Origin of the sequence: Schaalia sp. (assembly GCF_050312375.1) — a bacterium.
Classification (GTDB): domain Bacteria; phylum Actinomycetota; class Actinomycetes; order Actinomycetales; family Actinomycetaceae; genus Pauljensenia; species Pauljensenia hyovaginalis.
Genome location: NZ_JBNOYB010000006.1, coordinates 22,647 through 36,030 on the forward strand (window position 1 = coordinate 22,647; position 13,384 = coordinate 36,030).

11 protein-coding genes are annotated in these 13,384 nt (G+C 67.5%); 3 read left to right on the forward strand and 8 right to left on the reverse strand.

The window, feature by feature from the left end; genetic code table 11:
* Positions 1 to 40: 40 nt before the first annotated feature.
* The 3 genes from ACQY7V_RS00510 to ACQY7V_RS00520 all read right to left on the reverse strand — a co-directional run bounded on the left by ACQY7V_RS00510 (position 41) and on the right by ACQY7V_RS00520 (position 3,592).
* Positions 41 to 1,033: an ABC transporter substrate-binding protein gene (locus ACQY7V_RS00510; RefSeq protein WP_320836105.1), complete on the reverse strand. Its 993-nt coding sequence runs from the start codon at positions 1,031 to 1,033 to the stop codon at positions 41 to 43.
* A 175-nt stretch (positions 1,034 to 1,208) separates the two neighbouring features.
* The gene (locus ACQY7V_RS00515; RefSeq protein WP_320836106.1) at positions 1,209 to 2,771 is read right to left on the reverse strand and encodes a HAMP domain-containing sensor histidine kinase; all 1,563 of its coding nucleotides are present in this window, start codon (positions 2,769 to 2,771) and stop codon (positions 1,209 to 1,211) included.
* 83 nt (positions 2,772 to 2,854) lie between these two features.
* Positions 2,855 to 3,592 carry a response regulator transcription factor gene (locus ACQY7V_RS00520; protein ID WP_154475846.1) on the reverse strand — a complete coding sequence of 246 codons (738 nt, stop codon included), beginning with the start codon at positions 3,590 to 3,592 and terminating at the stop codon, positions 2,855 to 2,857.
* A gap of 181 nt (positions 3,593 to 3,773) precedes the next feature.
* Between ACQY7V_RS00520 and ACQY7V_RS00525 the strand changes: the two genes are divergently transcribed.
* Positions 3,774 to 4,214 (forward strand): TM2 domain-containing protein, encoded by a 441-nt coding sequence (locus ACQY7V_RS00525; RefSeq protein ID WP_320836107.1) that lies wholly within the window; start codon positions 3,774 to 3,776, stop codon positions 4,212 to 4,214.
* 89 nt (positions 4,215 to 4,303) lie between these two features.
* Positions 4,304 to 5,020, forward strand: coding sequence for a DUF554 domain-containing protein (locus ACQY7V_RS00530; protein ID WP_320836108.1), 717 nt, complete (start codon positions 4,304 to 4,306; stop codon positions 5,018 to 5,020).
* A gap of 44 nt (positions 5,021 to 5,064) precedes the next feature.
* Here the strand turns inward: ACQY7V_RS00530 and recR are convergent, their stop codons facing one another.
* Both recR and ACQY7V_RS00540 read right to left on the reverse strand, forming a co-directional pair.
* Positions 5,065 to 5,661: a recombination mediator RecR gene (gene recR, locus ACQY7V_RS00535; RefSeq protein ID WP_184454202.1), complete on the reverse strand. Its 597-nt coding sequence runs from the start codon at positions 5,659 to 5,661 to the stop codon at positions 5,065 to 5,067.
* A gap of 2 nt (positions 5,662 to 5,663) precedes the next feature.
* Positions 5,664 to 8,453, reverse strand: a complete 2,790-nt coding sequence (locus tag ACQY7V_RS00540) for a DNA polymerase III subunit gamma and tau (protein ID WP_320836109.1) — start codon at positions 8,451 to 8,453, stop codon at positions 5,664 to 5,666.
* A gap of 1,212 nt (positions 8,454 to 9,665) precedes the next feature.
* On the opposite strand from ACQY7V_RS00540, the gene ACQY7V_RS00545 reads away from it, so the two are divergent.
* The gene (locus ACQY7V_RS00545; RefSeq protein ID WP_428638417.1) at positions 9,666 to 9,848 is read left to right on the forward strand and encodes a hypothetical protein; all 183 of its coding nucleotides are present in this window, start codon (positions 9,666 to 9,668) and stop codon (positions 9,846 to 9,848) included.
* Positions 9,849 to 10,151: 303 nt separating this feature from the next.
* Here the strand turns inward: ACQY7V_RS00545 and ACQY7V_RS00550 are convergent, their stop codons facing one another.
* The 3 genes from ACQY7V_RS00550 to ACQY7V_RS00560 form a co-directional block, all read right to left on the reverse strand.
* Complete coding sequence (locus tag ACQY7V_RS00550; protein ID WP_303772478.1) at positions 10,152 to 11,597, reverse strand: GuaB1 family IMP dehydrogenase-related protein; 1,446 nt, start codon at positions 11,595 to 11,597, stop codon at positions 10,152 to 10,154.
* 202 nt (positions 11,598 to 11,799) lie between these two features.
* Entirely contained in the window at positions 11,800 to 12,708 is a 909-nt protein-coding gene (locus ACQY7V_RS00555) for a siderophore-interacting protein (RefSeq protein ID WP_428638420.1), read from the reverse strand.
* A gap of 1 nt (position 12,709) precedes the next feature.
* A partial coding sequence (locus tag ACQY7V_RS00560; protein WP_428638422.1) for an ABC transporter ATP-binding protein occupies positions 12,710 to 13,384 on the reverse strand: 675 nt, incomplete at its 5' end.

Genomic DNA, 13,384 nt, shown 5'->3' on the forward strand with positions numbered 1-13,384 from the left:
GGGTGACGAGGGCGGGGCGTCGATTCTGAACGCGCCGGGATCACTCGACGGTGACAGCCTTGTCGGCCAGGGCAGTCGGCATCTCCAGGCCGATCGCCTTCAGGGTCGTGGTGTTGACGGTGAGTGCGTACTCGCTCTGGGACTGCACGGGCATCGTGGCGGGATCGGCCTTCTCGGTGAGGATCTTGATCGCCATTTCGCCGGTCTGGCGCCCGAGCTCGAAGTAGTCGATGCCGTAGGTCGCCAGGCCGCCGTTGGCGACCGAGTCGCCCTCGCCGGCGATGAGCGGGATCTTCGCGTCCTCAGCGGACTGGACGACCGAGGCGAAGGCGGAGACGACCGTGTTGTCGGTCGGCACGTAGATGGCGTCGACCTTGGAGGCGAGGTCCTGGGCGGCCTGCTGGACTTCGGAGGAGTTCGTCACCGTGGTCTCAACGACCTCGAGGCCCTCCTTGCCGGCGGCCTCCTTGGCGAGTTCGACCTGGACCTCGGAGTTCACCTCGCCGGAGGAGTAGATGATGCCGACGCTCTTCGCCCCGGGGGCGAACTGCTTGACCAGGGAGATCTGGTCGGCGACGGGGTTCATGTCGGTGGTGCCCGTGACATTGGAGCCCGGCGCGTCGAGGGAGTCGACGAGCTGGGCGGACACCGGGTCGGTGACGGCGGTGAAGAGGATCGGCGTGCCGGTGATCGCCTGGGCGGCGGCCTGGGCGGAGGGCGTCGCGATCGCGAGGACGAGGTCGAGGTCGGCTCCGGCGAACTTCGAGGCGATGGAGGTGGCGGTCGCCTGATCGCCCTGGGCGTTCTGCTCGTCGAACTCCACCTCGAGGCCCGCATCCTCGAAGGCCTTCTTGAAGCCCTCACGGGCGGCGTCGAGGGAGGGGTGGGTCGTGATCTGGGTGATGCCGATGCTGAAGCCCTCGCCCCCACTGGGGGCGCCGGAGGCGGCCGAGTCCGAAACGGAGGCCGAGCAGGCCCCGAGGAGCAGGGCGGCCGCGCTTGCGGTCGCGGCGAGGAAGAAGGAGCGCTTCATGGGTGGCCTCCGGCGTTTTCGTGGGTCTTGCGCCGACGGTGAGTCGGCGTCACTTCCTCGACGCTAGCCAGAGTGACGAATACTGAGAAGGAAGTGTTCGCTTCGTGAACACCGAGGGTCCGTATTCGTCCCACAATGCGGGACCGCCCTCGCCCTCGGGACCGGAAGAACGGGCCTACACCTCGGCCAAACGCGGGAAGACCGCGGTGAAACTCGTCCCGCCGTCCCCGGTCTCCATTTCGACGCGCCCATTGAGGGCATCGGTGATCGAAGAGACGATCGACAGCCCCAGCCCCGATGACCCCCCGCCGCCGGGCGAAGCCGCCCTCGTCCGTGACGAATCACCGCGAACGAAACGATCGAACACCGTCGCGCGCAACTCTTCGGGGATGCCCGGACCCGAATCGGCGACCCGCAGGAACACCGAACCCGCGGGCCCGCTCCCCTTGCGCCAACTCCGATTCCCCTTCCGATCGACCTCCACATCGTCCTCATCCACCGGCATCCGGCCGACGGAGATGACGACGCGCGTACCCGCGGGCGTATGCACCCGGGCGTTGCTCACGAGATTCGCGAAGACCTGACGGAGCGCAGCCTCATCTCCGACCAACTCGCAGCCGAGGAGATCCTCACCATCGTCCGCCTCGGGCAGTTCGAGCGCCCACACGTGGTCGGGCCCGGCCGCGTGCGCATCCGAAACCGTGTCGATCGCGAGCGGCACGAGGTCGACCGGCGCCGACCCGAGCTCGCGCCCCGCATCCAGACGGGCCAGGAGCAGCAGATCCTCCACAAGACCCGACATGCGCGACGACTCCGAAGCGATCCTCGACAGGGCGAGACCGGACTCGATCGAATCCCGTTGGAGGAGCTGGGTGTACCCCTGGATCGAAGCGAGCGGAGTCCTCAACTCGTGCGAGGCGTCCGCGACGAACTGGCGGAGCTTCGACTCGGACACCGCGCGCGCCGTCAGGGCCGACTCGACATTGTCGATCATCGTGTTGAGCGCCTGCCCGACATCGCCCACCTCGGTGCCCGCGCGCGCGTCCTCGGCGCCCACCCTGTTGAGCGGCTCGATCTCTCCCGCTCCGAGGTCGGAATCGGCGATGCCCCGAGCCGTCGCCGCCGCCCTCGCAAGAGGGGCCATCTCCCTCGCGATCCACTTGCGCCCCGCGAAAACGGCGCCGAGGGCGACGACCGCTCCGAGGCCCAAGCCCAAACCCGTCGAGGCGACGGTCGTGCGATCGATCTGCCCGGTCGACTGCCCGACCACGATCCGCGTCCCGTCAGCCGACTCCTTCGCACGCACCCAGTAAGTGCCCAGACCGTCCAGATCCACGCTCATCCCCCGATGATCGGCGCGCACCGACCTCAGAGTCTGAAGGTTCTTCTCGGACAGGCTGGTGATCGCGAAATCCTTGACGATCCCCGAAACCACCAGGCCGTCGCGCTCCACGACCTGCAACTCGCCCTCGGCGGAACCCGGTCCGCCCAACCCGGGGGGCGCACCGTCCCGAAAGCGCCCCTCCGCCTCCTTGATCGGCGCATCCGTCCTCTCCGCCGGGAGGGCCAGGGCGTCGGCGGCCCCGTCCGCACGCTCGACGCGGACCAGGGTCTCCTCCAGATTCCGATCCATTTGATGGAACATCCAGGAGCGCATCGCCATAGCCGAGGAGGCGACGACGAGAACCACCGCCGCGAGGACGACGAGGGCGAGGACGACGGTCAGACGAGTCGCCATCGATCGGGCCCTCTTCTCGGACCTCGCCCGCCTCGGGGAGCGCGACGCCTTCTCGGGCTCCGGCGCGCGGGCCCTCAGGAGACTCACCTCGCGTCCTCACCCGGACGCAGCATGTAACCGGCGCCGCGGACGGTGTGGATCATCGGCGTCCGCCCGGCCTCGATCTTCTTGCGCAGGTAGGAGATGTAGAGCTCCACGACATTCGCCTGACCGCCGAAGTCGTAGGACCAGACGCGATCGAGGATCTGCGACTTCGAGAGCACGACGTTCGGGTTCTCCATGAGGTACCTCAGCAGCTCGAACTCCGTGTTCGTGAGGGCGATCGCCTGACCCGCCCGCTCCACATCGTGCGAGTCCTCGTCGAGCGAGAGGTCCCCGACCCTCAGGACGTGCGACGCCGAGAGGGTAGACATCCCCGCACGGCGCAAGAGAGCGTCGATCCTCGCCGCCACCTCGTCCAAGTCGAAGGGCTTCGTCACGTAGTCATCGGCGCCGGCGCGCAGTCCGGCGACACGATCCGCGAGGGCGTCGCGCGCGGTGAGGAAGAGGACCGGCAGCCGCGGCCTCTTCTTCCGCAGGCGGTCCAGCGTCTCCATGCCGTCCAGTCCCGGCATCTGAATGTCGAGGACGACGAGGTCGGGGTCGTACTCCTCAACAAGATCCAGAGCCTCCCAACCGTTCGAGGCGGTGCGGGTCTGCCAGCCCTGATGGCGCAGCGCCGCGCCGAGCAGTTCGGCGAGGACCGCCTCGTCATCCACGACGAGAATCCGAACGGGGGTGCCGTCCGAGCGGACGAAAGAAGAATCCAGAGCGGGGGTCATCCCTCGATTCTTCCATCAGATCACTGTCGCGCGCGTGAGGCGAAGCTGTGAATCCGCTAGGAGGACATCCCCTCATCCTTCCGATCCCTTCGGCTAGTCTGGGTCCCAGGACGGGCGTCATTCCCTTCTCGCGCTCAGGCGCAACCAGATTCACCCGGCTCGCCCAGGAAGAGGACAGCACATGTCGAATCCCCCTTACCCGACCAACCCCTACGGCCAGCCCGGAGAGCCCTCAGCGGAGAACGCGCAGGCCCAGCAGGCCTACGGACAGCCCTACGCCCAGGATCCCTACGCCCAGCAGCAGGCTTACGGGCAGCAGCCGGGTTACGACCAGGCCGCATACGCCCAGCAGGCTTACGGGCAGCCCGCCTACGCCGCACCCATGGGCTACGCGCCCAAGTCGAAGATCGTCGCGGGCCTGCTCGGAATCCTCCTCGGGTCCATCGGCATCCACAATTTCTACCTCGGGAAGACCACCCGCGCCATCGTCCAGATCATCGTCACCATCGTGACCTTCGGACTCGGCGGAATCTGGGGCTTCATCGAAGGCATCCTCATCCTCGTCTCCAGGCCCGGCACCCCGTGGCACCAGGACGGGCAAGGAATCGAGCTCACCGACTGACCCGCTTCCCCGAGTAAGACCTTCCGCCCTCGTCCCTCATCGGACGGGGGCGGAGTCACGCGAGAAGCCTCATTGCACAAGGAGGGTCGATGCCCGGCCTGGGAACCATCGTCAACGTCGTCGCGATCATCGCCGGAGGCCTCGGCGGGCTCGTCTTCGGGCGCTACCTCCCGGAACGGCTGAAGGAGACGATGCTCGGCGCGTCCGGGCTCATCGTGATCTTCCTCGGCCTCGCCGGATCACTCTCCCGGCTCCTCGCCCTCGGCGCCGACGGCGCGATCGGGACGCGCGGGACGACGATGATGCTCGCCTCCCTCGCGCTCGGCGGCCTCCTCGGGGGGATCATCGATATCGACCGCCGCTTCGTCGACTTCGGCGAATGGTTGAAGACGAAGAGCGGGAACGCCCGCGACCCGTACTTCGTCGACGGCTTCGTCACCGCCTCCCTCACCGTATGCGTCGGGGCGATGGCGGTCGTCGGCGCGATCGAGGACGTCTTCCTCCTCAACCCTTCGATCCTCTATTCGAAAGCGGTGCTCGACCTCATCATCGTCATGATGATGGCGACGACCTTCGGGCGCGGGACTGTCTTCTCCGCCCTTGCCGTCGGGCTCTTCCAGGGCGCGATCTCCCTCTTCGCCGCACTCCTGCAGCCGATTCTCACCGCTCCCGCACTCGAGAACCTCTCCCTCGTCGGGAACATCCTCATCTGCGGGGTCGGGATCAACCTCCTCTTCGGGCCGAAGGTGAAGGTCGCGAATCTCCTGCCCGCGCTCATCATCGCCGTCGCGTGGGCCTTCATCTAGCACTGCCCGCGCTGCGCTCAGGCAGCACCACCCCCGCGCTGCACTCAGGCCATCGAGCGTCGGCCCTCCAGGGCCCTGCCCAGGGTGATCGAGTCGGCGTACTCGAGGTCGCCGCCCATCGGCAGGCCCATTGCGAGCCGCGAGGTCGTAATGCCGATCGTCCCCAGAGTGCGCGCGAGGTAGGCGGCAGTCGCCTCGCCCTCGACATTCGGATTCGTCGCCACGATGACCTCCTGGATCCGGTCGTCCTGGAGGCGCGACAGGAGCTGGCGGATGCGCAGCTGATCGGGCCCGACGCCGTGAATCGGATCGATGACGCCGCCGAGCACGTGATAGCGCCCCGCGAACACGCGCGATCCCTCGATCGCCTGGATGTCCTTGGGCTCTTGCACGACGCAGATGACACTCGGATCCCGACGTTCATCCCGGCAGATCACGCAGCTCTCCTCCTCGGTGAGGTTCCCGCAGATCGCGCAGTGCCTCACGCGCTTGCGCACCGCCTTGATCGCCTCGACCAGGCGCTCGACGTCCTCCGGTTCGGAATCGAGCACGTGCATCGCCATGCGCTGCGCCGACTTCGGGCCGATCCCGGGCAGGCGGCCGAATTCATCGATGAGGTCTTGAAGCGCACCTTCGTACACGGTCAGCGGGCTCCTTCGTCATAGATCTCGTCGACCACCTTGCCGCCGAGCACCTCGAGAATCGCGGGCAGGCCGAATCGAGTCGTGGTTTCGATGTTCTCGTCGTCGATCGAAGCGGTGTCGTCGATCGCGGGAGCCTTGGCACCAGGCGATGCGGATGCGGAATCCGACGAGGGCGCAGAACCCGTGGAATCGTCCTCGAAGGAGACGGAGGGGCCCCCGGGGATCGGTGCCGCGTTCCATCCGGCGAGGCTCACCGGTGCGGGCTCGGGCCATGCGACCTGATCGGCGTCAAGGGAGCGGGAAGCCTGCGGCTGCGACGAGGGCGATCCGAATGAGTCCGAGGCGCGCGGCGATGCGGGGGGCTCGAGCGCCTCGCCCTCGGAAAGGCCGGGCCCTTCGAGATGGGGTTCGGGAGCCGCGCCGTCTTCGTCCTCCTCGTAGGTGAAGACGCTGAGCGCGGGCCGTGCGGGGATCCGTTCGCTTCGAGGATCGGGCGCGGCTGCGCGGGACTCGACCGGGGCTGCTACGGGAGCGACCTCGGGCCAGGCGGGCGATTCCGCCGCTAGGGCATCCGGACGGACTGACGCCCCGGGCTCCGCCTCCTTCCCCGTTCCGATCTCCGTTCCGGGCCACGCTTGATCGACGCGAATCGCTTCAGGCGCTTCCGCGTCAGTGTCGGCCGCGCGCACGGCGGGAGTCGCGGGCTCCGGCCAGGACGGGGCCTGCACGGACTCGGTCCGATCGCCCTCACCCCGATCCCGATCACCCCAGTCGTGCTCGCCCCGGTCCCGGTCAAAAGGGCGCGGCTCCTCGGGCGCCCCCGCATTCGGCTCCTGAGCCGCCAGGGCGGAGGGCGTCGTGACGGCCGGGCCGCCGATCGACTGACCGATGCCGGTGCGCACCTGCACCCTGACCCCGGTGATGTCGTACACGGCCTCGGAAACCTTGACGGCCTTGTCATTGCGCTCCATGTTCCGCGCGAGGCCCTCATTCGGGAAAACGAGGACGAGGACATCCCCGTCGATCGCGCCGAGCTGGGCGTGGTCCCTCACGAGGCTCCACGTCGCCCGGCTCGCGGACGCCAGTCGATCGAGGATCTCCTGCCAGCGGCCCCGGATGAGATCGGCATCCTTCCCCGAGGCATGCGCACGCGGCTCAGGGCTCGCTTCGGTCGGCCGATCCGAATGCGCCGCTGAAGCATCGCTCGTCTGAGGGGACGCGTGCAGGGGCTGAGAGGGTTCGGAGGGCTCATGCACCGGCACAGCGGATTGTTCCGCCACCGGCTGCTGAGCGGGCGGCTCCGGCGCCCGCGCAGAAGGAGGACCGGCGGGCGAGGGAGCGCCCGCGACGGACACCACGACATCCGGCCACCCGGAGTCCGCGGCAGGCGCCCGCGTCCCCGGAGAGGAAGGAGAAGACGCCTGAGGTTGCGGCCCCTCCGTCGGCCGGGAGGACCATGCATTCGCCGGGGCCGCCGACGCCCCCTGGGCGGGAGCGGTCCCCTGTGACGGCTCGGGCGCGCAGGAGCGCGGCGGATCCGCCTGCGAAGCGCGCGAACGCTGAAGCTGCTCCCGGGCCTCCTTCGGGCCGAAGGATCCCGAAGGCGCGACCTCGCGGGGAGCTCCCCCGCCGGCCGGGCCGACGGTTCCGGGAAGTGGCGCCTCATCCAGGGCCCGGACCGCCGAAGCGGACGAGGGGACGAGGATGCGTCCGATGAGGAGCTCGAGCTGCAGGCGCGGCGAGGTCGCCCCGGCCATCTGGCGCAGCGCCTCATCGGCCAGATCGGCGGCCCGCGACAGGGCCCGCGGCCCCCAATTCGCGGCTTGGGTCCTCATGCGATCGAACTGGTCGGAGGGCACGCCGACGAGGACGTCGGCCGCGCCGTCGCCCGCGACGGCGATGATGAGCAGATCCCGGAGGCGCTGAAGAAGATCCTCGACGAAACGGCGCGGATCGTGACCGGAATCGACCGTGCGCTCAACGACCCGGTACACCGCGGCGCCGTCCCCGCCGGCGAGGGCGTCGATCGTCTCATCGAGCAGATGCGCATCCGTATAGCCGAGCAGGGAGACCGCGGTCTCATAGGTGACTTCGCCCTCGATCGACCCGGCGATCAACTGGTCGAGCACCGAGAGCGTGTCGCGCACCGAGCCCCCGCCGGAGCGCATCACCATGTCGAAGACGCCCGGATCGATGCGCACGCCCTCCTCCCCGGCGAGGGAGGCGAGATAGGGGCCGAGAACATCCGGGGGAACCAGGCGGAACGGGTAGTGATGCGTACGGGATCGGATCGTCCCGATCACGCGGTCCGGCTCGGTCGTCGCGAAGACGAACTTCACATGCTCGGGAGGCTCCTCCACGAGTTTGAGCAGGGCGTTGAAGCCCTCGCGCGTCACCATGTGCGCCTCATCGATGATGAAGACCTTGTAACGGTCGCGCACCGGCGCGAAGGTCGCGCGTTCACGCAGCTCGCGGGCATCATCGACGCCGCCGTGGCTGGCCGCGTCGATCTCGACGACATCGAGGGAGCCCGGCCCGCCCGTGGCGAGTTCGCGGCATGAATCACAGGTTCCGCAGGGGGTGTCCGTCGGTCCCTGCTCGCAGTTCAGGCAGCGCGCCAGGATCCTGGCCGAGGTCGTCTTCCCGCACCCGCGCGGACCCGAGAAGAGATAGGCGTGCGTCACCCTATTCGCGCGCAATGCGGCGCGCAGCGGCCCGGTCACATGGTCCTGACCGATCACGGCGGCGAAGGTGTCGGGTCGATAGCGGCGGTACAGAGCAGTTGTCACGGTCCCACCCTACGTGCCCGAGCGGGCATTTGCGTCCGTCCTCCCCCCTCGAATGAGCATCAGCGCCCCGCCTCTCAGGATTGCCCGCCTTGCACAGGAACGCAGCACACGACGACCTCTTCAGACGATGAAGAGACGAGACTGAGCCATCCGGAACCCTTGTTAAGAAGCGCGCGGCGAAAAAGAGAATTCCTCATCTCGTTGGACTGATAGAATACGGTCGCGGCGCATTGTGGCACCACACTCTAATTTTGCTGGCATCAACCCTGCGATTGCACTGTTGATCGGTTTAGATGAGACTGCATTCTGGATTCGGGTTTCCACTCACTGCTAAGGAGGAATCACCATGAAAAGAGATAGGTATATCGCCTGGGGAATCGGTGGAAGCGCGATCTTAATCGTTGGAATGATTGCACTTGTATACCTGTTCGAAATGCCAAAGCATATCTTCATAGTCGGACTTATGGTACTTGCCGGACAATGGACCGGCCTCCTGCTTTCACGCCGAAGCAGATTCAAGCGCGACGAATAGAATGTCACCTCAGCCCTGATCCGCCATCTCACTCGCGAGCAGAATGTCTTCGAAGAGGGTTCACAGGGACACTCTTTGGCATTCTCAGAACCATACGTAAGGCCTGTACGGCGAACCTGAGAACAAAATGCGAGCGGGAGCGGCGCCCTGCACGATGGAGAACATCGTTGATGCGGCTTCTGATCGCAGAGCGCTTCACACCCGTTCCCTCCTCATTTTCCCTGTTGTTCAACAGTTCATGTGAGGAGATTGAAGATTTCGCGAAGACTTTCCGGAGGAGTATCTACCGCTTCCTCAAACTCTCGGCCTTCCTCACGGCGGATGACTTGCTCGCGAAATGCTCGCGCGACTATTCGACTAAAAGACAAGACGCGTTGGTTTTGCCAGGGGGGGTTTTCGCCTGTGCGGTGCGGGAAAGTCCGGGTTGAAGTTGGTTGCTTCAACGCGTGAGGTGCGAATACTGCCCAGCGCCTTGTGTGCAGGCCCGCAACAGCATGAAACGGCTGATCAGCCAAAAGGGGTGTTGTTCACCTGCAGCGACACCCCGTTCGATGGGGCGCTGCCGACGAGGAACAACCAGATCGAAGACGCCACCAACGACCCCTACGCCGCATGCTGCGCGATCACCGCAGAATGCGTCCGACACGGCGGATCAAAGCAGTCTTCTGGTGGTGTGCTGCATGCACACCGAAAACCCGCTTCCACCAGCACAACTCTTCAAGATCATGCCCGCAGACACCCAGATCGAAGCCGAATGGGAACACGCCTCACAAGCTCACCCCGCCGCTGGCGTCATCCCCCGCTGGGGCAACGCCATCGCCTGGCACGAACTCCACCACACCAGCCCCCGCCGAAACGGCTGAGACTAACCCCCGACCAGCACCTTTCGTCCTTTAACCCCGTCCCTGCTCCAATCTCCTCCCCTTAAGGAGGGGTCAAGGAGGGCTATATCGGAACGGCACGCACAGACATCACCCACAAAGTGGGTTGAGGATGTTTCCAGAACCTTGAGTGCCCTGATTCCCAGACTCGCATTTCGATTACCCTGCCCGATGAATGGACAAGCGTCCTCATCGCAAGGAGCGCGTTCACCTTCTGGTCGGGCCCTCCGCTCCGCCCTCGCCACCCATCGACGAGGGCGGAGCGCAGAAAGCTGGACGAAGGAATCACCAGGACTGCGGGACCGGAGCGCCCTCGCGGTAGCCGGATGCCGACTGGAGGCCGACGATCGCCCGCTCACGGAACTCGGCGATCGTCCTCGCACCCGCGTAGGTGAAGGACGAGCGCACGCCCGAGACGATCTGATCGATGAGGTCCTCAACGCCCGGGCGCTCCGGATCGATGAACATGCGCGCCACTGAGATCCCCTCTTCGAACAGGGCCTTGCGGGCCCGGTCGAAGTCGGATTCGCCCTCGGTGCGCCGCCTCACCGCGCGCTTGGAGGCCATGCCGAAGGATTCCTTGTAGGCGCGGCCGTGCGCGTCGTAATGCAGGTCGCCGGGGGACTCGTAGGTCCCGGCGAACCAGGAGCCGATCATGACGTTCGAGGCTCCCGCGGCCAGCGCCAGGGCGACATCGCGCGGGTGGCGCACTCCGCCGTCCGCCCACACGTGCGCGCCGAGCCTGGCGGCCTCGGCGGAGCACTCGAGGACTGCCGAGAACTGAGGACGGCCGACGCCGGTCTGCATGCGGGTCGTGCACATCGCGCCCGGCCCGACGCCGACCTTGACGATCGAGGCGCCCGCCTCCACGAGATCCGCGACGCCCGGAGCGGCGACGACATTGCCCGCGACGATCGGGAAGCCCTCGGGCAGGGCGGCGCGGACCGCTCGGACCGCGTCGAGCATCCTGTCCTGGTGACCGTGGGCCGTATCGACCACGATGACGTCGACTCCGGCCGCGACAAGGCGTGCCGCGCGCCCGGCCGGGTCGCCGTTCATGCCGATCGCCGCGCCGATCCTCAAGCTGCCCGAAGCGTCGACCGCGGGCCGGTAGATCGTCGAACGGACCGCGGACTTGCGGGTGAGGAGGCCGACGAGCCTGCCCTCGGCATCGACGACGGGCGCGAGCTCACGATGCTCGGCCTTGAGGGTGTCGAAGGCCTCGCGGGGATCGGTGCCCTCGGCGATGGTGAGGAGCTTCGTCGACATCACCTCGCGAACCTGCGTGAAACGGTCGACATCGGTGACGTCGGATTCGTCCACGAGACCGACGGGGACGTTCGTCTCCGGGTCGACCACGACCGCGGCTCCATGCGATCGCTTCGGCAGGAGTCCGAGGGCGTAACCGCAGGTGTGATGTGGTTTTACGGTGACCGGGGTGTCGTAGACGAGGTGGCGGGACTTCACTTCGGCGACGGTCGCGAGGACCACGTCCTCGGGGATGTCCTGCGGGATGATGACGAGTCCGCCCCGACGGGCCACGGTCTCGGCCATGCGCTTGCCGGCGATCGCCGTCATGTTCGCGACGACCAGGGGGATCGTCGTCCCCGAAGCATCATCGGTCGACAGGTCGACCGCGTTGCGGGAGCCGACGCCGGAGCGCGAGGGCACCATGAAGACGTCGTCGTAGGTCAGATCGAAACTGGGCTCAAGGCCGTTGAGGAATTTCACTGGACAAGCCTAGCCCTCCCGTCCGCCGAAAGCACGGCCTGCGCCCCGCCGAGGGCTCCTCTCGTGCGATGCGCGTACCGCCGAGCGCGCTCGTCACTGCACGGTCACCGGTCGCCGCACACCAGGTCATGCTCTCGATGCGCAAAAGTGATGACCTCGGCGTGCAAAAGTGATGACCTCGGCGGGGGTGGGGGCGGAGAGGTCAGTCTTCGGAGCGCCCCTCGCGCCAGTAGCCCATGAAGGCGACGCTCCTCCGGTCGATGCCCCGGTCGGCGACGAGGTGGCGGCGCATCGCCTTGACCGAGGAGGCCTCAGCGGCGAGCCAGGCGTACAGACTCGTCGATTTGAGGGCCGCACCGCTCTTCGCAGTGCGCGGGACCTCCCAGAGGATCTCGGAATCGATATCGATCTCTTCGACTTCACCGGGGACGCCGTCGGGCAGGAGCTCGGCGGCGGCGCACTCGACGCCGGCGACGAGCCCCTCGCCTCTGGGCGACGAGCCGCGCGCGAGAGCGCGGACCTCGATGCCGGGGTGGCCGGGCAGATAGGCGAGATCACCCTCGGTCGGCATCTCGACGACGGCGATCCCCCTCGCCTCGGCGGGGAGGTCCTCGAGGATCCGCGCGATCGCGGGCGCGGCGGTCTCATCGCCGCCGAGGAGGTAAGCATCGGTCCGGACCGGCGGGACGAAGTCGACGCCGCCCGGCTCGCCCTCGAAGAAGGCGTTCGGCCCGAGGAGAACGGCCTCATCCCCGACGCGCACGGATTCGCACCACGCGGAGGCCGGGCCGAGCGCCCCGTGACGGATCATGTCGACGACGACGCGCCTGGCGCCAACGGGGCCGGTCACCGCGCGCGTCGTGTAGGTCCGCATGGCGCCTCGCCGGCGCTCCGGGAGCGCCCGGTACTCGCGGTACCAGTCGGGTCCGGTCGGGAGATGATCGAAGCCGCCCTCGGCGGCCGGAAGGAGGAGTTTGATCCGCTGGTCACGGCCAGGATCAGCGAAGGCGTCGAGATCGCCGCCCGCGAAAACCATCCGCCGGATCGAAGGGGCGAGGTCGACGATGCCGTCGACGCGGACGCGGAAGAAGCGGAAGGGCTCGTGCTCCACCTCAGATCCCCCTTCCCGCCGACGCCCCGATCCCGAGCGCCGCGCGATGGCGTCCGATCGGGACGATGAGCGGCCCGCCGGACACTGGGTCGGCGACGACGCGGGAGTCGAGGGCGAAGACCTCCCGGACGAGCGCTTCGTCGAGGATCTGCGCGGGAGCGCCGTCGGCGACGATCCGCCCGTCCTTCATCGCGACGAGGACATCGGCGTAGCGGGCGGCGAGGTTGAGGTCGTGGAGGACCATGACGATCGTCGTTCCGCGCGAGGCGTTGAGGTCGACGAGGAGGTCGAGGACTTCGATCTGGTGGGCGAGGTCGAGGTAGGTCGTCGGCTCGTCGAGGAGGAGGACGTCGGTGCGCTGGGCGAGGGCCATCGCGATCCACACGCGCTGGCGCTGACCGCCGGAGAGCTCGTCGACGGCCCGGTCGGCGAGATCGGCGGTCCGCGTCGCGAGGAGGGCCTCCTCGACGATGCGCTCGTCGGCGGAGCTGCGCCTGCCGAAGATCCCCTCGTGGGGGTGGCGTCCTCGGGCGACGAGGTCGGCGACGGCGATCCCCTCGGGCGCGAGGGGGTGCTGGGGGAGCAGCCCGAGCCGTGTGGCGAGTTCACGCGTCGGGAGGGAGGAGATCTCCTCCCCGTCGAGTAGGACGGCGCCGTCGAGGGGCGGGAGGACAGT